Consider the following 20,765-nt stretch of genomic DNA (forward strand, 5'->3'; position numbering starts at 1 on the left):
GACAAAGGTTGCGGTGGGATTAGCCGCCTGCGCCGGTTTCGGGCGCTGCCGGTCCGAAAACCTCCTCGAAGGCCTCACGCAGCAGAACGTCGACATCGCCGATCATAACCGGCAATCCGAGATCGACAAGGCTGGTGACGCCATAGGCGCTGATGCCGCAGGGAACGATGCCGGAGAAATGCCCGAGGTCAGGGTCGACATTGATCGATAGCCCGTGGAAGCTCACCCATTTGCGCAGCCTGATACCGAGTGCGGCAATCTTGTCCTCGGCCATGCCGCCGCCCGGCAGTAACGGTTTTTCAGGCCGCCTGACCCAGACGCCGACCCGATCTTCGCGCCGCTCGCCGCGAACATTCATCTTGTCCAGCGTGCGGATGATCACGTCTTCCAGCGCCGCCACATAGGCGCGGACATCCTGCCGGCGTCGTTTCAGGTCCAGCATGACGTAAACGACCCGCTGCCCCGGGCCATGATAGGTATATTCGCCGCCACGACCGGTGGCGAAGACGGGAAAACGGTCCGGCTCGATGAGATCGGCGGCATCGGCGCTGGTGCCAGCGGTATAAAGCGGCGGATGCTCAAGAAGCCAGACAAGTTCGTCCGCCTCGCCGCTGGCGATGGCTGCAACTTCGCGCTCCATTTCCTCGATCGCCTGTCCGTAAGGGACGAGACCTTCCGAGATTCGCCAGCGAACGGGCGGCGAACCGGCGAGGGGGAACATATTTGTCTCGATATCCGTGCGTGTGAGCATGAAAAAGTCCTTTCCACAGCCTTCTCGCAAAATGGCGACAAGGCGGCAACCCCAGCATTTCCGGGCTTCCTGCATATAGGGTGGGTCGGGGCGATTTTTAATTTCAAAAAACTGTCACGACGCTCTTGTGCACCGAAAATCCTTTTGCTACATGCACCCCCGTCGGCGCAAGTTGACATCTACCACGATGCGGTCGTGGCGGAATTGGTAGACGCGCAGCGTTGAGGTCGCTGTGGGGCAACCCGTGGAAGTTCGAGTCTTCTCGACCGCACCAAAGAAACCCGCTTCGGCGGGTTTTTTCTTTTTGGCCAATTGGTTAGACCTTCGCTTTGCTAAGCGGTAAGTTCCATCGGTGTAGATCTGGCGTAATCCGGCTGCGTTAATGTACAGCCGGAGCGCTATGCTTTAAGGGCGGAAAATTATGTATCGCCAGTCACGGTTCAGCGTCGAATAATATTCGAAGCGGTCCCGTTTTCCTGATGGTTTCCATCGCCGACGCGATATGGGTCACCATCCATGACCTGATCCATTCGCCAGCCGCTTCCGCGATATGGACTTTCCCACGTCTGACAACCTGCGAGAACGACAGTTGTCGTCAGCAGTCCAAAAGTAAGAGCGGTTCGCAGCATATTGACCTCCTTCGAAATGATATCGAAAAGCTATGTAGGTGCAGGCGGGGGGCTTTGCGATATCTCTTCGGGATTTATCGTGGCTTTGAGAACGATATATGGATTCACTCATTATAAAATTTCGGTGGATATCGATGCACGCTGCAGTAGCCGGGCGGTTACCCCTACAAAAACGAGGGGTGGAATATTAGAGGTCTGGTGTTAGCTTTTGTCAGAAAAAAATGTCCGGGGGTTTTCGTGCTGGGAGACAAGACGGATTCGGACGATGCGCTCGGTTATTACATGTGGAGCATTTCCGATAACAGGCTGATCATGGATGCGGTGACTGCGGAATGCCACGGTTTTTCCGAACCGGCGGCGTCGCGCGGGGTGACGATCGAGGAAGTCCTTGAAAAAATTGATGTGGAAATGCGCGATCGGGTGGCCCAGGCTATTTTCGACAGCATAACCACCGGTGTGTTCTTCGATCAACGTTACAAGGTCAATTTGCCAGATGGTTCAGTCCGCTGGATTTTGGCGAAGGGCAGGGCGATTTTTGATGCCGACAATACGCCGTTTCTGGGTATTGGCAGCGTTCGGGATATTACGCTCAAGAAACCCTATCAGTTCGAGCCTCGACAGTAGGTCGAGAGTCTCCAACAAAAAGAGGCGGCTTTCGCCGCCTTTTTCCGTTCGCGCTTCACCGGGACATCAGAAGACCGCGAGATATTTCAGCAGTGAAATAATGCCGATGATGATGACGATGATCTGCGCGATCTGTTTCGCGCCGCCGCCGACTGGCAGTCGTGCGATGAGCCACAATACGAGCACGATCACCAGGAAGGTGATCAAAATGCTGACGAGCGTAGATGTAACCATATGTCCCAGCTCCCTGTAAAATAAAGGTTTCAACGGTCGTTCACCGTTGTGTGAGTAAAAAGCGCCAGATAGATTTTTGTTCCATGCGTTCAGTTGCACGCGATTAAATTAGGATTTGTTTGAATGGCCGATGGTGCGAAGGTGAAATCGAGACCAGTTGGCGCTGCCGCCAAACTCGGGCGGCTTGGTCGCCCCGCTATTTCGACGGTGACCGGCGGCGCGCTGGAGATCGTCACCGGTGTCTCGGAACGGGGATTTAACCCGATCGATCTCCTCTACTCCTCACTCGCCGCCTGTCTGGCGCTCAGCGCCCGAATCGCGGCAAGCCAAATGGGATTGCTTGATCGTTTCGAGGGTGTCGTCGTTGAGGTCTCCGGTGAAAAATCCGCCGCGGAGCCCTATCGCATCATCCGTTTCGATATCAAGGTCGAGTTTGCCGGGGATTTCGACGACGCGACCCGCACCGCGCTCGCCCATGCGGCCGAGGATATCTGCACCGTCAGTAACACACTGAAGGGTGACGCTGAATTCGTGCTGTCGATTGCCGACTGATCATCACGGCTTGCGAGACTTTTCCCATTTTTTCACCAGCCGGTCGCGCTTCAGCTTCGAAAGGCGTTTAAGCCAGAAAATGCCATCCAGCTGGTCGATTTCATGCTGAATGCAGATGGCGTGAAATCCTTCGGCGGTCTGCCGGTGCTCCGCACCTGATATATCCTGAAACCGTACCTCGACCTTATCCGGCCGCTCCACCTCATCCGTAAAACCGGGCATGGAAACGCTGCCCTCCATATGGCGCATGGTCTGGGTGGACCGGGTTATGATTTCAGGATTGACGTAGGTCAGAACGGTACCCGGCGTCAGTTCCAGCACGAAAACGCGTTGTTTTATGCCGATATGGGCCGCGGTGATGCCGACACCGGGGGCGGCGCGCATGGTGTCGATCAGATCCGTCACCAGATTTTGCAGATGATCATCAAAAGCGGTGACCGGCGCGCAGATTTCGGACAGGCCGGCATGAGGATAGGGCAGGATTGGCCTGATTGCCAAGGGATGCTCCGTTCTTTTCAAATCCGGGAGGAGGACGCGGCCAGTGCCTGTCCTTCCGCCGTTGCCTGCAAGAAGCTGCGCTGCGTGCGGGCATCGCGTTTCGTGACCCGCACGAAGCGGGGTGACAGGGCAGTGATTTCGCGCAGAACGAGGGCATGCGCAAGCCCCAGCCGGTTGGCGATGCTGCGGCTGTCGGTGGCAATATCGAGATGGATTGCCAGAAGGATTGCGGCACCCGTGGCCGTCATTTCCTGCGATTGCCCTTTAATCTGTTCCACCGCCGCCATGAAGGCGGCAGCGGATTGCTCGTCATCCATCAGGAGGCACCCGGTCGCAGGCGGATGGAGACCAGCACCGATTTCGATGTTGGTGTGAAGCTGCCATCACCATAACTCGACAGCGGCACCAGCACGTTCAGTTCCGGATAATAGCCGCCGACGCTGCCCTGCGGGATATTATAGGGCACCAGCCGGAAATTCTCGGCTATGCGCTCGACGCCGTCGCCATATTCGCCGATGACATCCACACGCTGGCGGGAATGGGCGCCGAGCGTCTCCATGTCCTTCGTGTTCATGAAGATGACGTGGCGTTCGCCATAGACGCCGCGATAGCGATCATCCATGCCGTAGATGGTGGTGTTGTACTGATCGTGGCTGCGGAAGGTCTGCAGCACGAAGAGGTCGTCGCGCGTCAGCGCCTGCTGGTGTTCGGTCTTTTCGGGCAGTGGGCCGCTATAGAAGGTCGCCTTTTTCGCCGGCGTGTTCCATTCCCGTTCAGACGCCGTGTTGCGCAGACGAAAACCGCGCGGCACGCGGACGCGTTCGTTGAAATTGTCGAAACCGGGAATGACCCGCTCGATCATGTCGCGAATGAGATCGTAGTCATCGGCGAGTGCCTTCCAGTTCACATGGACATTGCCGAGGGTTGCCTGTGCAATGCCTGCGACGATGGCGACTTCGGAACGCAGTTCGTTCGAAGCGGGCGGGTTGATGCCGCCGGAACCATGCACCATGCTCATGGAATCTTCGACGGTGACGATCTGCGGACGGCCCAATGAATTCAGATCGATTTCCGTTCGCCCGAGACAGGGCAGGACGAAGGAGGTTTCGCCCGGCACCAGATGCGAATGGTTGAGCTTGGTGGCGATATTGACCGTCAGCTTCTGCTTTTCGAACGCCTTGACGATCAGCGGGCTGTCGGGTGTCGCCCGCATGAAATTACCGCCAAGCGCGATAAAGGTCTGAGCCTCGCCATCCAGCATGGCGGCCACGGCCTCGACGGTGTTGTGGCCGGGCTTGCGTGGCATGGGAATGCCGAGTTCCTTCTCCAGCGCATCGAGAAGGGCAGGTGGGGCTTTTTCATCGATGCCGACGGTACGGTCGCCCTGCACGTTGGAGTGGCCGCGCACCGGGCAGAGGCCGGCGCCGGGACGGCCGATATTGCCGCGCAGCAACATGAAATTGGTGATTTCGCGGACAATGATGACCGAGTGGCGGTGCTGGGTGACGCCCATGGCCCATGTGGCGATGACGGAACCGGCATTCATGTAGATGCGTGCTGCTTCCTCGATTTCCGCGCGGGTGAGGCCCGACTGGTCGAGAATGGTTTCCCAGCTTGTCGCCTCCACGGCAGCGCGGTAGGCCTCGAACTCCACCGCATGTTCGGCGATGAAATCGTAATCGATGATGGCGTCTTCACCCGCAGCCCTTGCGGCATCGTCGGCGGCGAAGACCGCCTTGCTCATGCCGCGCACGGCCGCCATGTCGCCGCCCTGTCGCGGCTGGTAATAGTTGGTAGCGATCCTGGTGTTGCTGCCGGTGATCATCTCGATCTTGTCCTGCGGATCGGCAAAACGCTCCAGACCTTTTTCGCGAATGGGATTGAAGACAGCAATCCTCGCGCCACGAAGGGCTGCCCGGCGCAGATCACCCAGCATGCGCGGGTGGTTGGTGCCGGGGTTCTGGCCGATGACGAAAATCGCATCGGCGTGCTCGAAATCCTCCAGCAGCACCGTGCCCTTGCCGACACCGATCGAGGCTTTCAGGCCAACACCGCTTGCCTCGTGGCACATGTTGGAACAATCGGGGAAATTGTTGGTGCCGAAAAGCCGGACCATCAATTGATAAATGAAGGCGGCCTCGTTGGAGGCGCGGCCGGATGTATAAAATTCCGCCCGGTTCGGATTGTCGAGGCTGTTGAGAATCCGGCCGATTTCGGCAAAGGCGTCGTCCCAGGAGACAGGCAGATATTTGTCGGTCGCCCGGTCGTAACGCATCGGGTGGGTTAGGCGACCCTGTTTTTCCAGCTCATAGTCGGACCAGCCGCGCAATTCGGAGACGGTGCGGGTGGCGAAGAAATCCGGCGGCACCCGGGCTTCCGTCGCTTCCCATGCCACCGCCTTGACGCCGTTTTCGCAGAATTCGAAGGAAGATCCGTGTTCGGGATCGCCCCATGCGCAACCGGGGCAATCGAAACCATCAGGCTGGTTTGCCTTCAACAGCGCACGCGCGCCAGAAAGCGGCGCACCGGATTCCATAAGCCGTTTGCCCACGCTTTTCAGCGCGCCCCAGCCGCCTGCGGCCGAAGATGCCTTGCCGATGAAATCCGTCTTGCTCATTGCTGTATTTTTCCTGAAATCTGCGTGATCGGCCATGTGGCGAATGAGGCCGATCATATGTAAAGAAGCTTCTTCAGAATCGTCTTTAGGCGACATATGTCAATCTTTAACTTGCCGTTTTCTGCGGAACAGTCGGGCATTGCGGGGCGTTGTGCGAAGTGCGGCGCTCGTGGATTATTGTCGCGCGAAAGGGCGGTTCATGACATTTTCGTCGCAGTTGCGAGGCTTGTTGTTTTCCGCCTATCCGGTTGTTGACAATGCGCTTTTTAACGCCATTCTGCCTGCGCATTCGTGCACTGCGGCATTTTAAGAATAGGGGGACGCCAGATGACAGACCGTGACGACGATCTTGCCGCTCCCGAAGAGTTGAGGCCGACAGAAGCACCCTCCGACATCTATGCCGAGGACGGGTCCGTCCGTTCGGATTTTCTGGCGATGGTGGGGGCGGCGATTGCCGACCGCGACCTGCTTTTCCTGCGCAAGAATGTGGCGCGGCTGCATGAGTCCGAACTCGGCGACGTGCTGGAATCCATTCTGCCCGAACAGCGCCACGCACTCGTGCGGCTTCTCGGTTCCGATTTCGACATGACGGCGCTGACCGAGGTGGATGAAGGCATCCGCCTCGATATCGTCGACCAGATGTCGAACGAGCAGATCGCCGCCGGTATCGGCGAGCTGGATTCGGACGACGCCGTTTACATTCTCGAAGATCTCGATGATGACGATCGCGAGGATATTCTCTCGCAGCTGCCGTTTACCGAGCGGGTGCGACTGATGCGGGCGCTGGATTATCCGGAAAGCTCGGCCGGTCGCCGTATGCAGACGGAATTCGTCGCCGTGCCGCCGTTCTGGACCGTCGGCCAGACCATCGATTATCTGCGCGAGGAGGAGGAGCTCCCGGAATCTTTCTCGCAGATATTCGTCATCGATCCCACCTTCAAGCTGGTCGGCGCGCTCGATCTCGACAAGGTGCTGCGCGCCAAGCGGCAGGTGAAGATCGAAACGATCATGCACGAGACCAACCACTCCATTCCGGCCGAAATGGACCAGGAAGAGGCGGCGCAGCTTTTCGAGCAATATGACCTTCTGTCCGCCGCCGTGGTCGACAATAACGGCCGGCTGGTCGGCGTGCTGACCATCGATGATGTGGTCGACGTCATTCAGGAAGAGGCTGAAGAGGACTTGCTGCGCCTCGGCGGTGTGGGTGATGAAGAGCTGTCGGATAGTATCGTCAGCACCTCGCGCTCGCGTGTGCCGTGGCTTGCGGTCAACCTGCTCACCGCCTTTCTGTCCGCCTCGGTCATCAGCCTGTTCGATGCGACGATCCAGCAGATCATTGCACTGGCAATCCTGATGCCGGCGGTGGCCGGCATGGGCGGCAATGCGGGATCGCAGACCATGACGGTGTCGGTGCGGGCGCTGGCCACCAAAAGCCTCGATATTCACAACGCCGCGCGCATCATCCGGCGCGAAGCGGGTGTCGGTATCCTGAACGGCATGTTGTTCGGCTGCGCCATTGGCATCGTTGCCGGAATCTGGTTTCAGGATATCCATATTGGCGGCATCATCGCCACGGCCATGTGCCTCAACATGCTGGCGGCGGCGCTGGCCGGCATTCTCATTCCGCTGGTTCTGGACAAGTTCGGGGCTGATCCTGCCGTTTCTTCGGCGGTGTTCGTGACTGCGGTCACCGATATCGTCGGCTTTTTTGCCTTTCTGGGCATCGCAACTTGGTGGTATGGTATTTCCGGGTAGGCGGGTGGCGAAAATTGACTTTTACGTGAAGGTCAAATAATATTATCCGGTGATGAATCGGATAGGCCCTTGGACAAGTATTATAGCATAACCGAACTGACACGCGAATTCGGTGTTTCCACCCGCACCTTGCGTTTTTACGAGGATGAGGGCCTCATTCACCCTGAGCGCCGCGGTCGCACACGGCTTTTCAGGGCCGCCGACCGTCGTCTCATTCAGGAAATCCTGCGCGGCCGCCGTATTGGATTTACGATAGCCGAAATTCGCGAGATCATTCACGTCTACAAGGAGCCGCCAGGCGAATCGGGTCAGCTTGTGCTTTTGATGAAGAAGGTCGATGAAAAGCGCGCCGATCTCAGGCAGAAGCGCAAGGACATCGAGGAGACGCTAGCGGAACTCGACAATGTCGAAGAGGCCTGTCTGACGCGGCTTGCCGAAATCGGCGTCGGGACGTGAGCATAGCTCGATAGCTCCCGCTTCATAAAAGATAAAACATCTGCGCCTCTGATTTCACTTCTGAGACAGCAAATTGTGAGGTGATATCTGGAGCGGGCGATAGCCGCTTGTTTCTTCTCACCGCCGGGGAGAAGTCCGCGGCAGCGGGATGAGGGGGCAAGCTCTCCGAAATCCGGCAACGTTTCCCCCTCATCCGACCCTTCGGACCACCTTCTCTCCTGCGAGGAGAAGAAACGAGGGGCAATGTCGCCGCCCTTATCGAGCGTCCGGCAAAGCGGCGGCAATACCTGATGGTTCCCCTTACTGCGCCTCAACCGTACACTGCTGTGCCAGTTCGCTGACCTTCGTCTGCTGATCGGCGCTGAGCTTGCCTTCCATCATGATGTCAAACAGGCTTTCCGCCTGCAGTTTCTCCAGCGTGCAGCCGCAGAAACGTTGGCACAGTTCCACCCCGTTCGCCTGTTCGACACAGCTTTTTTCGCAGCTGGATTTGTAAAGCTCCACCTGATCCACGGGAGGAGGCGGTGCCAAGACCGACAGGACATAAACGACGCCGATCAGTACTGGCTGATGAATGAGGTAGAAGGCCAGGCTGTGCCGGCCGGCGCTGGCAACCAGATTGCGTGGTGAGCTGGGGTTGCGAAAGCGATCCAGCCAGCCGCGAGGGGTGACAAATTGCGAAACGCCAAGTCCGGCGAGGAACGGGGCGAGCCAGGGCAGCAACGGCACATAGTCGTTGGAGCGGGGCGGCATGGTGGAAAAGCCGATCCAGGCCAGCCATTTCGCATTAAAGAGATCGGATTGCAGATATTGCGGCAACACGAAGGCGATCACCGCGAAAAGCAGCGTCACCAGCGCTGGTGCGCGCAGGAACAGCAGCCCGACGAGGCTTGCGGCGGCGATATTATGCAGGATGCCGAAGAAGATGAAACTGTCGGGAAAGGCGAAATAGGTGGCGGCGGTAATCAGCAGCGCCGAACCTGCCACCATGGCGAAACGCTTGCCGAAGGACGGCCAGTTCAGGCCTTTGCCATGGGCGAGAAACAGGCTGAAACCGGCCAGAAACAGGAATGAGGTGGCGATGCCGCGGGCGTAAAGCTTCCACAGGCCCGTGGTTGCCGTGCCGGGTTCGAGATAACCGAAATATTCCAGGTTCCACGTGAAGTGGTAGGATGCCATGGCGAGAAGCGCCAGCCCGCGCAGGGTATCAAGACCGCCTATGCGGCCCCTGCGGCTGGTTTCGGTGATGGCTGCGTTTTTATCCATGTTTTCCGCTTTTCACGAGACCGGTATTCATTCGGGCTTGGCCCTTGAAGTGCGGCTATTTCAAGGCCTGCTGTCTTCCATGATGGCGCGACGCGCCTCGGAAAAGAACTGCCGGCGCAAGAGCGCCACGATGATGATCACGGTGCTGGCAATGAAGACATAGGGGCTGATGAACCAACCGAGATAACCGATGGACAGAAAGATCGTCCGCAGGCCATCATTGAAGTTCTTAGCAGCGATGATGTTCATCTTTATGACGTTTTCGGCGGCGCGCTCGGCCGCCACGCGGTCGGAACTCGCATCATGGACCATCGGAATGGCGCCGAACAGGATCGTGCAATAGTTGAACAGGCGGTAAGACCAGCCGAATTTGAAGAAGGAATAACCGAACAGACAGGTGAGCCCGATAACCTTCAGCTCGAAAGCCGTGCGTCCGGAATAATGCACGAACGGCATGTCGCGAAACACCGATTCGACCTGCTCGGTGGCGCCGAGCAGGGCAAAACAGCCGCCGATTGCGAAGATGGAGGTGGAGGCGAAGAAGGCCGTGCCGTTCTGCAGACCGGCCATGATCTGGGTGTCGATCATCTTCAGGTCGCGTTTGAGCGAATTCATGATCCAGTCGCGCCGGCGTTCGGCCATGGCCTGGTTGAGGCTGGCGCGCGAAAACAGCCGCGATCCCGTCGTGATATGGGTATAGGCAGCCCACAGCACGACGAAAATGACGATCGATATATAGTCCATGACGGTCATCACGGGCAGGTCACCTTGCTGTTTGCGAATCTTCGAAAGCATATTGATTTGAAGGTCATGGCAAGGCAATGGCGGCCGCCCCTCCGTCCGAATATTCTGCCGCCGCGTTGCAGCTTCGTCATGGCGCGATTTCGCTAACCTTCCGGTAACCCTATGGCTTTATCAATCGCTTCGCGGACGGAAGGTCTGCCGGTTCCGGGTGAGGTTTTGCGTACCGGTTCCGTGTAAATTCCCGGCACTATCCCCGGCCGATTGACAGAACAGCCATTCGCACCTAGCCTTTCATGAGGACCGGTGTTTCCGGTATCCGGAGTTGCCAAGGCTGATATGTCCCGCATCCCGCAGGCAGGTTTTGTCTCTCCGGTCCGGTATCAGCGGCAGTCCGGCATGAACAACCGGGGACGCCTTTTTCTACGAATCGTTCCCTTCATGGCCGCCTGTTTCTGGCTTGCGACATCGCAAAGACGCCGGTCCGTTTCATTTTCCTCATTCAGGTTTCCGATGACAGATAAAAACCGCTCCGTTTTCATTCTTGGCGGCGCGCGCTCCGGCAAGTCGCGTTTTGCGGAGGATCTTGCGGTAAATGCCGGCGGAAACCTGCATTATCTGGCCACCGGCAGGCCATGGGATGAGGAGATGCGTGACCGTATCGGCCATCATCAGGCGCGGCGTGGCGGCGAGTGGGCGACCCATGAAGCGCCGGTCGACGTAGTCTCGGTGCTCGCGCGCCTCGACCGGCCGGAGAATGTCATCCTCATCGACTGCCTGACATTGTGGCTCACCAATCTGATGATGGAAAATGCCGATATCGAGGTCGCCTTCGACGTTTTGGCGGCGGCGGTGGCGCCGGCAAGAGCGAAACTGATTCTCGTCTCCAACGAGGTTGGTCTTGGCATCGTGCCTGAAAATCACATGGCGCGTGAATTCCGCGATCATGCCGGCCGGCTGCACCAGCGTATCGCGGCCATTGCCGACGACGTCTTTTTCGTCGCCGCCGGGCTGCCCCTGAAGATGAAGGGCTGACGCGACACCTGCAAAAGCAGGATCGCCATCACCGCGCACTTTTGTTTTTACGCAAATTCCCTCCATAAAGCCGCGCCCTGTTTTACCGGGGCTGCGACAGCTTTGCTTTCTTGATCTGGATCAAGGTGGCGTTGCCCTGCCGGTGGCAATGCTCCAACCGACGCAAAGGCGCGTTTCCGCTCTCCCAGGCGCACAACCTGCCTTTCGTCGGTCGGCTTGTACGTTGGGGGAAACCAACAATGAATTACACGTTAGAAACCGCGATCGTGGCCCTTGGGGCCTTTCTCGCGTTGCTTGGGGCAGCTTTTTCCCATGACAGTCTTTTCGCCGCCCATATGTGGGTGCTGTTCTTTACACTGCTGGTCAGCACGGTGCTTCTGTTGCGCCGTGTCTCCTTCGCGCCTGTCGATCCGGCCGCGCTCGCCCGCCGCAAGTCGGAATATTTCGACGAGGTGGTGAAATACGGCGTCATCGCCACCGTGTTCTGGGGTGTCGTCGGTTTTCTGGTCGGGGTCGTGGTGGCGCTTCAGCTTGCCTTTCCCGATCTCAACATCGCACCCTATTTCAATTTCGGCCGCATGCGGCCGCTGCACACCTCGGCGGTGATCTTCGCTTTCGGCGGAAATGCGCTGATCGCCACGTCTTTTTACGTGGTGCAGAGAACCTGTCGCGCGCGCCTGTTCGGCGGCAATCTCGGCTGGTTCGTGTTCTGGGGTTATAATCTCTTCATCATCATGGCCGCCACCGGTTACCTGCTCGGCATCACCCAGGGCCGCGAATATGCGGAGCCGGAATGGTATGTCGATATCTGGCTGACCATCGTCTGGGTCGCCTATCTCGTGACCTTCCTCGGCACGATCTTCATGCGCAAGGAGCCACATATCTATGTGGCGAACTGGTTCTATCTCGGCTTCATCGTCACCATCGCCATGTTGCACATCGTCAATAATCTGGCGGTGCCCGTGTCGTTCCTGGGCGTCAAGAGCTATTCGGCGTTCTCCGGCGTGCAGGATGCGCTGACGCAATGGTGGTACGGCCATAACGCCGTCGGCTTCTTCCTGACGGCTGGCTTCCTCGGCATGATGTATTATTTCATTCCGAAGCAGGTGAACCGCCCGGTCTATTCCTACCGCCTGTCGATCATCCACTTCTGGGCGCTGATCTTCATGTATATCTGGGCCGGCCCGCATCATCTGCACTATACCGCGCTGCCCGACTGGGCGCAGACGCTCGGCATGGTGTTCTCGGTGATGCTGTGGATGCCTTCGTGGGGCGGCATGATCAACGGCCTGATGACGCTTTCGGGCGCATGGGACAAGATCCGCACCGATCCCGTCGTGCGCATGATGGTGATGGCGGTGGCCTTCTACGGCATGGCGACCTTCGAAGGTCCGATGATGTCGATCAAGGCCGTCAACTCGCTCAGCCACTATACCGACTGGACCATCGGCCACGTTCATTCCGGCGCGCTTGGCTGGAACGGCATGATCACCTTCGGCGCGATCTATTACCTGACGCCGAAACTCTGGGGCAGGGACCGTCTCTACAGCCTGCAACTGGTCAACTGGCACTTCTGGCTCGCCACGCTCGGCATCGTCGTTTACGCCGCCGTCATGTGGGTGGCCGGCATCCAGCAGGCTCTGATGTGGCGCGAATATGATAGCCAGGGCTTCCTCGTCTATTCCTTCGCGGAATCGGTCGCGGCCTTGTTCCCCTATTACGTGATGCGTGCACTGGGTGGCCTGATGTTCCTCAGCGGCGCGCTGATCATGGCCTACAACGTCACGATGACCATTCTCGGTCATCAACGCGAGGAGGGCGCCCGCAAGGACGCGGCTCCTTCGCTGCAGCCTGCTGAATAAGGAGAGGCCGATGTCCATACTTGACAAACACGGCGTCATCGAACGCAACGCCACGCTGCTTCTGGTCGGCTCGCTGCTGGTCGTCTCCATCGGCGGTATCGTGGAAATCGCACCGCTCTTTTATCTCGAAAACACCATCGAGAAGGTGGAGGGCATGCGACCCTACACGCCGCTGGAACTGGCCGGGCGCAACATCTACATCCGCGAGGGATGTTACGTCTGCCACAGCCAGATGATCCGGCCGTTCCGCGACGAGGTGGAACGTTACGGGCATTACAGCCTGGCGGCGGAATCCATGTACGACCATCCGTTCCAATGGGGTTCCAAGCGCACGGGGCCGGACCTCGCGCGCGTCGGCGATCGCTATTCGAACGAATGGCACGTGCAGCATCTGGCCGATCCGCGCTCCGTGGTGCCGGAATCGATCATGCCGTCATACGCCTTCCTCAAGACGACGCCGCTGAAGATCACCGACATTTCGATGGAGCTGAAGGCCAACCGCGCCGTTGGTGTGCCCTATAGCGATGAGATGATTGAGAAGTCCGCGGCTGATCTTGTCGCCCAGGCCGATCCGAATGCGGATTCGTCGGAACTTCTGGCGCGTTACCCGAAGGCGAAGGTCGGCGATTTCGACGGCGATCCGGCCAAGCTTACCGAAATGGATGCTCTGGTCGCCTATCTGCAGATGCTCGGCACGCTGGTCGATTTCTCGACCTATGACGATGCCGCCGGATACCGGTGAGGAGGCGAAACGATGGAAACCTATACGGCCATGCGCCACTTCGCCGACAGCTGGGGCCTGCTTGCCATGACCCTGTTCTTCGCCGGCGTCGTCGTTTTTACCCTTCGCCCCGGCTCCAAGAAGGCCGCGGACGATGCCGCCAGCATTCCGCTCAAGGAGGACTAGGATATGTCCGAAAAACACATTGATGACATCAGCGGCGTCGAAACCACCGGCCACGAATGGGACGGTATCCGCGAGCTGAACAATCCCATGCCGCGCTGGTGGGTCTGGACCTTTTATTTCACGATCCTCTGGGCTATCGGTTATACCATCGCCTATCCGGCTTACCCGCTGATATCAGGCGCAACAAAAGGCTTGCTCGGCTGGAGCAGCCGCGGCGAAATCGCCGCCGAAATTGCCGATGCGAAACAGGCGCAGAGCGTCTATGTCGACAGAATCGCCAATTCTTCGCTTGCCGAAATTCAGGCGGACCCGACCCTGATGCAGTTTGCCCTTTCCGGCGGTGCAGCCGCTTTCAAGGTCAATTGCATTCAGTGTCACGGTTCGGGCGCGGAAGGCGGGCAGGGTTATCCCAACCTTAATGACGATGACTGGATGTGGGGCGGCAGTGCCGACGATATCTACACGACGGTGAAGCACGGCATTCGTTTTGCCGATGATCCTGATACGCGCGCTTCGGAAATGCCGGCCTTCGGTGACATCCTCCAGTCGAATGAAATCCGCGAGGTCGCCGCCTATGTCGTCAGCCTTACCGGCACGCCTTCCAACCCGGCGCTGGTGGAACCCGGCAAGCAGCTCTTTGCCGACAATTGCGCCTCGTGCCACGGGGAAGACGCCAAGGGCAATCGCGAATTCGGCGCGCCCAATCTGGCCGATGCGATCTGGCTGAAGTCGCATGGGGAGGAGGGGATCGTCTCGCAGATCCGTTCGCCCAAGCATGGCGTCATGCCCGCCTGGGGTGAGCGTCTCGGTGACACGACCGTCAAGCAGCTGGCAATCTTCGTGCATTCGCTTGGTGGGGGTGAATGAGGCAAGTGGAATGCAAAGAAGGGCGCCGGGGAGGCGCCCTTTTTTATTGTTCAGATCAGGCGTTTTCCGCCCGTCCATCCGGATATTCGGCTGGTCCCTTCAACTCGATCTTGTTGCCGAAGGGATCACGGAAATAGAACGAATGTCCCATTCCTCTCGCGCCACCGTGAAAGGCTTCCTGTTCTATCGTGACGTTAAATTTCGCCAGATGGGCGCGAAGCGCATCATGATTCAGGGGACCGGTCGCTATGCAGATGTGATCGACATTACGACCTCCGGAGACGGGCGGAGCGGCCTTTGTGCCACCGGGGTGCGTGACATCCCACAGCACGATCAGGGCATTGCCGCACCAGACTTGTTCCATCCCGAGAGCAGGGTAAGAGTAACCATCCCTGCACCCCAGCACGTTCCGGTAAAAATCGAGCGCCCGCGTCATGTCGTCGACGATGAAGACGATATGATCGATACCGACCAACGAAAAAGGCGGTGTTGTCAAAGTCATGGCGAGCTCCTGCCGATCAGTTTGTCGACCAGACGGCCACTTCGTATCCATCCGGATCGGTGAAATGGAAACGCCGGCCGCCGGGAAAGGCGAAGATCGCGACGCTGATCTGGCCGCCGGCGGCTTCGACACGCCGCTGCACATCCTCGATATCGGCGGCGTAGAGAATGACGAGCGGTCCGCCCCTGGCCGAAACCGGCGCGGTGGTGGTGAAGCCGCCGGTCAGGCGGCCGTCGGAAAACTCGCAATATTGCGGACCGTAATCCTTGAAGGTCCAGCCGAATGCGCCGCCGTAAAATTCCTTGCTGCGTTCGATGTCGGCGACGTTGAATTCGACATAGTCGATGCGCCGGTCATTGGCATTTTCTGTCATCATTTACTCCATCAATCCGCTTCAAGCAGCGATTTCAGCGTTTCGAGATCGGCCGTGATCGCGCTCGCATCCTGCTCGAACTCCTCGTCCGTCATGCCGTCAAGCCGAAGCAGCGTGAAGCTTACTTCCGCGCCGCTGCCATTCGGCGTTACCCGAAGCGCGTTATAGACCTTCAGCCCGTCAGGCAATGTGACGACGTGATCTATGACGCCGAATTCGTTGGCCGGCGCGAAATTGACACGCACCTCGCCAAGCGGTCCGCCATCGGCAATCCAGTCGTTGCCATCCGGCTTCAGCCCGCCGCCCAGACCTGCCGCCCAGCGCGGCATGTTCTGCGGGTCGGAGGCGAAACCATAGACCTGTGCCCACGGCTTTTCGACTGACAGGTGAATGATTCTCGACTGCATGACAGGCATCTCGTCCTCCCTCTGCGGCGCGGTCCCTCCCTGCGCCACTTTGTCGTCACTTGATGTAAGTCAAGGATGTTTCCCCGCTGAGATGGGAGAAAGCAAGGAGATAAAAATGGACTCCTATCATGAACATCTATCGCGCCGGACAGGATCGCCCGCAACAGCCCGTCGAAAGGCTGGAGGCGGAAGCCGTCAATTCCGCAAAAACGCGCAAACCGCTTTACGAAGCGCGCAAGAAGATTTTTCCGAAGCGCGCCGAGGGCAGGTTCCGGCGGTTCAAATGGCTGGTGATGCTGGTGACGCTCGGCATCTATTATCTGACGCCGTTCCTGCGCTGGGACCGCGGTCCCTATGCGCCCGATCAGGCGGTATTGATCGATATCGCCAACCGGCGCTTTTATTTCTTTTTCATCGAAATCTGGCCGCAGGAGTTCTTTTTTGTTGCCGGCCTGCTGGTCATGGCGGGGCTGGGGCTGTTTCTCGTCACATCAGCCGTCGGGCGCGCATGGTGCGGTTACACCTGTCCGCAGACCGTCTGGGTCGACCTGTTTCTGGTGGTCGAACGGGCGATCGAGGGCGACAGGAACGCCCGCATGAAACTGGATGCGGCGCCCTTCACATTTGGCAAATTGCGCAAGCGGGTGCTGAAACATGCGATCTGGCTGGTGATTGGCGTTCTGACCGGCGGCGCCTGGATTTTCTATTTCGCCGATGCGCCGACACTGGCGATGCAGTTCATGACCGGGCAGGCGCCGATGATCGCCTACTCGACCGTCGCCACGCTGACCGCCACCACCTATGTCTTCGGCGGGCTGATGCGGGAACAGGTTTGCACCTACATGTGCCCCTGGCCGCGCATCCAGGCGGCGATGCTGGATGAGAATTCGCTTGTCGTTACCTATAATGACTGGCGCGGCGAACCGCGCTCGCGGCACGCCAAGAAGGCTGCGGCAGCTGGGGAGAGCATCGGCGATTGCGTCGATTGCAATGCCTGTGTCGCGGTCTGTCCCATGGGCATCGACATCAGGGACGGGCAGCAGCTGGAATGCATCACCTGCGCGCTCTGCATCGATGCCTGTGACGGGGTGATGGACAAGATCGGCAAGCCGCGCGGGCTTATCGCCTATGCGACGCTGTCCGAATATCAGTCCAACATGGCGCTGGCGACCGGCAACGGCGAATACGCGATCCGCCCCGCCAATGTGCGTGAGGAGGACGGCAGCTTCAGCAAGCGCGTCCGCCACTTCAACTGGCGCATCATCTTCCGGCCGCGCACGCTGCTTTATACCGCCATCTGGGCTGCTGTCGGCATCGGCATGCTGTTTGCGCTGGTGACGCGCGAGCGGCTGGCGCTCAATGTCCTGCATGACCGTAATCCGCAATATGTGCTGGAATCGAACGGGTCGATCCGTAACGGCTATACCGTGCGCATTCTCAACATGGTGCCGCAGCCGCGCGTGATGAGCCTGACGATAGAAGGCCTTCCGAATGCGGTGATGAAGATAAACGGCATGCCGGATACGGCCGCGCGCGCCTTCGAGGTGACGGTGGAGCCGGATGAGGCGACGACGCTGAAGGTCTTCGTCACCCTGCCGGGCAAGGATATTGCGCGGGCGGCGGAAAACTTCGAATTCATCGTCAGCGATACGGCCGGCCACGAAACGGCCCGCTACGATGCGGTCTTTAATGCTCCGGGAGTGAAAAAATGACAGTCAACAATCGCCAGACATCCGGCTTCGTTTTTACCGGCTGGCACATGCTCGGCGTCATGGTGCTGTTCTTCGGCACCATCATCACCGTCAACATGATCATGGCCTGGAATGCGGTCCACAGCTGGAGCGGGCTCGTTGTGCCCAATACCTATGTTGCCAGCCAGCAGTTCAATGCCAAGGCGGAAGCCGCCAAGGCACGGGCTGCAACCGGCATCAAGGGCAGGCTCGTGGTGGATGAGAAGACCGTGCGTTACGAGGTTTTCCACCCGGATAAAGGTCCGATCGATACGGATACGGTGACGGCGCATTTTCGTCGGCCCGTGGGTGAAAGCCAGAATTTCGACATGGAACTGACCCCGGCCACCACCGGCGTCTTTACCGGCGCACATGACATGCTGCCGGGGCAATGGATCGTCGAGGTTACCGCCGTCAAGGACGGCCGGATTATCGTGCATGAGGGCACGCGGATTGCCGTTATCAGGGGACGTCAATGAGCTGCTGTGCACCGGGAACGGAAGGCTCGCTTCAACTCGGCGAGCCGGTCAATCCACCATCGTCGGAGGAATTGCTGCTGGCAAGCCGCGATCTGGGGCAGGGGCTGCGCCAGACCGATCTCAGCGTGCCGGATGTTTATTGCGGCGCCTGCATCACAACCATCGAGACTGCGCTTAACCGTTTGCCACAGGTGGAACGCGCGCGGGTGAACCTGTCGTCCAAACGTGTGGCGGCTGTCTGGAGGGAAGAGGTCAATGGCGTCAGGACCGATCCCGCCGAGATTGCCCGTGCAATCCTGTCGACGGGATACCGCACACATCTTTTCGCCAGCGGGCAGGATGCTTCCGACGCGTTGCGCTCGCAGCTGATAAGGGCGGTGGCGCTGTGCGGTTTTGCCTCCGCCAATATCATGCTTCTGTCCGTCTCCGTCTGGTCGGGGGCGGATGCGGCGACGCGCGACATGTTCCACTGGATTTCGGCGATGATTGCCGCGCCGGCGCTGATCTATGGCGGGCGTTTCTTCTATCAATCTGCCTGGAACGCGCTGAAACACGGCCGCACCAACATGGATGTGCCGATCGCGCTTGCCATCACGCTCTCTTATGCCGTTTCGCTGTGGGAAACGATCCATCACGGTGAGCATGCCTGGTTCGATGCGACCGTGTCGCTGCTGTTCTTCCTGCTGATCGGCCGCACGCTCGACCATATCATGCGCGACAAGGCGCGCTCGGCCATTGCCGGATTGGCCCGGCTGTCACCACGCGGCGCGACCGTCATCGGTGAGGATGGAACGCGGGAATATCGCCAGCTTGCCGATGTCCAACCCGGAATGTCGATTGCGATTACGGCCGGTGATCGTGTGGCGGTGGATGCCGTGGTCGTCTTCGGCAGCAGCGATCTCGACATGTCCATCGTCAATGGTGAAAGCGCGCCGCGCCGCGTTGCGGCAGGCGACAGCCTGCAGGCCGGCACGCTCAACCTCACCGGTTCGCTCACCGCCCGGGTGACCGCCTCGGCAAGGGATTCCTTCCTGTCGGAAGTGATCGGGTTGATGGAGGCGGCCGAAGGCGGGCGGGCGCGTTACCGCCGTATCGCCGACCGCGCCGCAAGCTATTATTCACCCGTGGTGCATCTTCTCGCGCTGGTAACGTTTATCGGCTGGGGCGTTTTTGGCGGGGACTGGAAACAGGCGATGCTGATTGCCATTGCGGTTCTCATCATCACCTGCCCCTGTGCGCTCGGCCTTGCCGTTCCCGTCGTGCAGGTGGTGGCCGCTGGACGGCTTTTTCGGCACGGCATCATGGTCAAGGAAGGCTCGGCCATGGAGCGGCTGGCCGAAATCGACACCGTGCTGTTCGACAAGACCGGCACGCTGACCGTCGGTAAACCGAGACTGGTCGAGACAGGGGATGTGAAGCCGGCCACCATGGCAATTGCGGCGGGACTTGCCGCTCATTCGCGTCATCCTCTCTCGAAAGCCCTGCATGCCGCCTATAACGGTGCCTTGCCGATCTATGACGCGGTGCGGGAAATTCCGGGCTCGGGTGTCGAGGCCGAGACGGAAGCCGGTATTTACCGGCTCGGCAATCGCCGTTTCGCCTGCCCGGATGAGGCACGGACCGACAATGGCGATGCGCGGTCGGAAGTGGTGCTGTCGCTCGATGGCCATCAACTGGCAAGCTTCGGTTTCGAGGATAATCCGCGCGCGGGTGCGGTTGCGGCTTTGCGTAATCTCTCAGTGCGGGGCCTGATGCAGGAAATCGTTTCGGGTGACCGGGCCGCCGCCGTCAGCGCCATGGCGCAGCGGCTGGGGATCGGCAACTGGCGTGCGGACCTGTCGCCGAAGGACAAGGCGGCGCGCTGCGCCGAACTTGCCGGTGAGGGGCGCAGGGTGCTGATGGTGGGAGACGGTATCAACGATGCGCCGGCGCTTGCCGCTGCACATGTTTCCATGGCGCCCGCCACCGCCGCCGATATTGGCCGTCAGGCCGCCGATTTCGTGTTCATGCAGGAGGATCTCGATGCCGTGCCTTTTGCGATCGAGACATCTCAGCGGGCCGGAAGGCTTATCCGGCAGAACTTCGCGCTTGCCATCGGCTATAATATCATCGCCGTGCCGATTGCGATTGCCGGTTATGCGACGCCGATGATTGCGGCCATTGCGATGTCGACATCTTCACTGATCGTCGTTGCCAATGCGTTGCGCCTTGCCGGTGCGGCGGAAACCATCCGTCCCCGGAGCGACGTAAAAACAGGATTTGCGGGCGAGGGGGCACAACTGGCATGAACATGCTGATCTATCTCATTCCCGTCGCGCTGTTTCTGGGCGCGCTCGGGCTTTTCGCTTTCCTCTGGTCGGTTCGATCAGGGCAATATGACGATATGGACGGGGCTGCCTGGCGGGTAATCGATGATGGTGACGACCGGCCACGGCCCTCTTGAAGGGGAAGCAAAAGGTCAGTTTTGAACTGGTCTTGAC

General features: G+C 59.1%; 23 protein-coding genes and 1 tRNA gene. 14 read left to right on the forward strand and 10 right to left on the reverse strand.

Translation table 11 applies throughout. The features are described 5' to 3' along the window. Positions 1 to 19: 19 nt before the first annotated feature. Positions 20 to 751, reverse strand: coding sequence for a lipoyl(octanoyl) transferase LipB (lipB, locus tag M0412_RS05105; RefSeq protein ID WP_142839804.1), 732 nt, complete (start codon positions 749 to 751; stop codon positions 20 to 22). Positions 752 to 940: 189 nt separating this feature from the next. On the opposite strand from lipB, the gene M0412_RS05110 reads away from it, so the two are divergent. Both M0412_RS05110 and M0412_RS05115 read left to right on the forward strand, forming a co-directional pair. After that, positions 941 to 1,025 (forward strand) — tRNA-Leu (locus M0412_RS05110). 553 nt (positions 1,026 to 1,578) lie between these two features. Then, complete coding sequence (locus M0412_RS05115) at positions 1,579 to 2,004, forward strand: PAS domain-containing protein (RefSeq protein ID WP_142839802.1); 426 nt, start codon at positions 1,579 to 1,581, stop codon at positions 2,002 to 2,004. A 66-nt stretch (positions 2,005 to 2,070) separates the two neighbouring features. Here M0412_RS05115 and M0412_RS05120 read toward each other — a convergent pair whose 3' ends face one another. Then, positions 2,071 to 2,238: a Thivi_2564 family membrane protein gene (locus M0412_RS05120; RefSeq protein ID WP_003495928.1), complete on the reverse strand. Its 168-nt coding sequence runs from the start codon at positions 2,236 to 2,238 to the stop codon at positions 2,071 to 2,073. Between the two features lie 123 nt (positions 2,239 to 2,361). On the opposite strand from M0412_RS05120, the gene M0412_RS05125 reads away from it, so the two are divergent. After that, positions 2,362 to 2,790, forward strand: coding sequence for an OsmC family protein (locus tag M0412_RS05125; protein WP_269699616.1), 429 nt, complete (start codon positions 2,362 to 2,364; stop codon positions 2,788 to 2,790). A 3-nt stretch (positions 2,791 to 2,793) separates the two neighbouring features. Here M0412_RS05125 and M0412_RS05130 read toward each other — a convergent pair whose 3' ends face one another. Genes M0412_RS05130 through M0412_RS05140 form a run of 3 tightly spaced genes read right to left on the reverse strand, consistent with a single transcriptional unit; the run spans position 2,794 to position 5,905 of the window. Then, positions 2,794 to 3,288, reverse strand: coding sequence for a peptide deformylase (locus M0412_RS05130; protein WP_269699615.1), 495 nt, complete (start codon positions 3,286 to 3,288; stop codon positions 2,794 to 2,796). A 17-nt stretch (positions 3,289 to 3,305) separates the two neighbouring features. Next, positions 3,306 to 3,605, reverse strand: coding sequence for a hypothetical protein (locus tag M0412_RS05135; RefSeq protein WP_269699614.1), 300 nt, complete (start codon positions 3,603 to 3,605; stop codon positions 3,306 to 3,308). After that, on the reverse strand, positions 3,605 to 5,905 hold the full coding sequence (locus M0412_RS05140) for an FdhF/YdeP family oxidoreductase (RefSeq protein ID WP_269699613.1): 2,301 nt from the start codon (positions 5,903 to 5,905) through the stop codon (positions 3,605 to 3,607). The genes M0412_RS05135 and M0412_RS05140 overlap by 1 nt, the downstream gene beginning before the upstream one ends. Before the next feature lie 327 nt (positions 5,906 to 6,232). Between M0412_RS05140 and mgtE the strand changes: the two genes are divergently transcribed. Continuing rightward, the gene (gene mgtE / locus M0412_RS05145) at positions 6,233 to 7,660 is read left to right on the forward strand and encodes a magnesium transporter (RefSeq protein ID WP_269699612.1); all 1,428 of its coding nucleotides are present in this window, start codon (positions 6,233 to 6,235) and stop codon (positions 7,658 to 7,660) included. A gap of 69 nt (positions 7,661 to 7,729) precedes the next feature. Then, on the forward strand, positions 7,730 to 8,116 hold the full coding sequence (locus M0412_RS05150) for a MerR family DNA-binding transcriptional regulator (RefSeq protein ID WP_046800119.1): 387 nt from the start codon (positions 7,730 to 7,732) through the stop codon (positions 8,114 to 8,116). Positions 8,117 to 8,416: 300 nt separating this feature from the next. Here M0412_RS05150 and M0412_RS05155 read toward each other — a convergent pair whose 3' ends face one another. Both M0412_RS05155 and M0412_RS05160 read right to left on the reverse strand, forming a co-directional pair. Next, entirely contained in the window at positions 8,417 to 9,382 is a 966-nt protein-coding gene (locus tag M0412_RS05155) for a heparan-alpha-glucosaminide N-acetyltransferase (RefSeq protein ID WP_269699611.1), read from the reverse strand. Between the two features lie 60 nt (positions 9,383 to 9,442). Further along, positions 9,443 to 10,135, reverse strand: a complete 693-nt coding sequence (locus M0412_RS05160) for a DUF599 domain-containing protein (protein ID WP_269699832.1) — start codon at positions 10,133 to 10,135, stop codon at positions 9,443 to 9,445. Positions 10,136 to 10,636: 501 nt separating this feature from the next. Between M0412_RS05160 and cobU the strand changes: the two genes are divergently transcribed. The 5 genes from cobU to ccoP all read left to right on the forward strand — a co-directional run bounded on the left by cobU (position 10,637) and on the right by ccoP (position 14,794). Next, positions 10,637 to 11,158: a bifunctional adenosylcobinamide kinase/adenosylcobinamide-phosphate guanylyltransferase gene (gene cobU, locus M0412_RS05165; RefSeq protein ID WP_269699610.1), complete on the forward strand. Its 522-nt coding sequence runs from the start codon at positions 10,637 to 10,639 to the stop codon at positions 11,156 to 11,158. 239 nt (positions 11,159 to 11,397) lie between these two features. Then, complete coding sequence (ccoN, locus tag M0412_RS05170) at positions 11,398 to 13,020, forward strand: cytochrome-c oxidase, cbb3-type subunit I (protein ID WP_269699609.1); 1,623 nt, start codon at positions 11,398 to 11,400, stop codon at positions 13,018 to 13,020. A gap of 10 nt (positions 13,021 to 13,030) precedes the next feature. Beyond that, positions 13,031 to 13,762 (forward strand): cytochrome-c oxidase, cbb3-type subunit II, encoded by a 732-nt coding sequence (gene ccoO, locus M0412_RS05175; RefSeq protein ID WP_137003548.1) that lies wholly within the window; start codon positions 13,031 to 13,033, stop codon positions 13,760 to 13,762. 12 nt (positions 13,763 to 13,774) lie between these two features. Beyond that, the gene (locus M0412_RS05180; protein WP_003502810.1) at positions 13,775 to 13,927 is read left to right on the forward strand and encodes a CcoQ/FixQ family Cbb3-type cytochrome c oxidase assembly chaperone; all 153 of its coding nucleotides are present in this window, start codon (positions 13,775 to 13,777) and stop codon (positions 13,925 to 13,927) included. Positions 13,928 to 13,930: 3 nt separating this feature from the next. Beyond that, positions 13,931 to 14,794 carry a cytochrome-c oxidase, cbb3-type subunit III gene (gene ccoP, locus M0412_RS05185; protein ID WP_137003547.1) on the forward strand — a complete coding sequence of 288 codons (864 nt, stop codon included), beginning with the start codon at positions 13,931 to 13,933 and terminating at the stop codon, positions 14,792 to 14,794. A gap of 55 nt (positions 14,795 to 14,849) precedes the next feature. Here the strand turns inward: ccoP and M0412_RS05190 are convergent, their stop codons facing one another. The 3 genes from M0412_RS05190 to M0412_RS05200 are packed head-to-tail and all read right to left on the reverse strand — an operon-like array spanning position 14,850 to position 16,085. Then, on the reverse strand, positions 14,850 to 15,296 hold the full coding sequence (locus tag M0412_RS05190; protein WP_269699608.1) for a VOC family protein: 447 nt from the start codon (positions 15,294 to 15,296) through the stop codon (positions 14,850 to 14,852). A 16-nt stretch (positions 15,297 to 15,312) separates the two neighbouring features. Further along, complete coding sequence (locus tag M0412_RS05195; protein WP_269699607.1) at positions 15,313 to 15,669, reverse strand: VOC family protein; 357 nt, start codon at positions 15,667 to 15,669, stop codon at positions 15,313 to 15,315. Positions 15,670 to 15,680: 11 nt separating this feature from the next. Beyond that, a complete protein-coding gene (locus tag M0412_RS05200; RefSeq protein ID WP_137003544.1) occupies positions 15,681 to 16,085 on the reverse strand; it encodes an SRPBCC family protein in 405 nt (134 codons plus the stop codon). 119 nt (positions 16,086 to 16,204) lie between these two features. Between M0412_RS05200 and ccoG the strand changes: the two genes are divergently transcribed. From ccoG to ccoS, 4 genes are read left to right on the forward strand one after another with little or no spacing between them, the layout of a single operon-like run. Then, the gene (ccoG, locus tag M0412_RS05205; protein WP_174024817.1) at positions 16,205 to 17,788 is read left to right on the forward strand and encodes a cytochrome c oxidase accessory protein CcoG; all 1,584 of its coding nucleotides are present in this window, start codon (positions 16,205 to 16,207) and stop codon (positions 17,786 to 17,788) included. Beyond that, positions 17,785 to 18,285 carry a FixH family protein gene (locus M0412_RS05210; protein ID WP_065115620.1) on the forward strand — a complete coding sequence of 167 codons (501 nt, stop codon included), beginning with the start codon at positions 17,785 to 17,787 and terminating at the stop codon, positions 18,283 to 18,285. Before ccoG ends, M0412_RS05210 begins: the two co-directional genes overlap by 4 nt. Continuing rightward, entirely contained in the window at positions 18,282 to 20,573 is a 2,292-nt protein-coding gene (locus M0412_RS05215; protein ID WP_269699605.1) for a cation-translocating P-type ATPase, read from the forward strand. The genes M0412_RS05210 and M0412_RS05215 overlap by 4 nt, the downstream gene beginning before the upstream one ends. Then, complete coding sequence (gene ccoS, locus M0412_RS05220; RefSeq protein WP_035223387.1) at positions 20,570 to 20,728, forward strand: cbb3-type cytochrome oxidase assembly protein CcoS; 159 nt, start codon at positions 20,570 to 20,572, stop codon at positions 20,726 to 20,728. The genes M0412_RS05215 and ccoS overlap by 4 nt, the downstream gene beginning before the upstream one ends. Positions 20,729 to 20,765: the final 37 nt, after the last annotated feature.

This window comes from Agrobacterium sp. O3.4 (assembly GCF_041414895.1).
GTDB classification, from domain to species: domain Bacteria; phylum Pseudomonadota; class Alphaproteobacteria; order Rhizobiales; family Rhizobiaceae; genus Agrobacterium; species Agrobacterium cucumeris.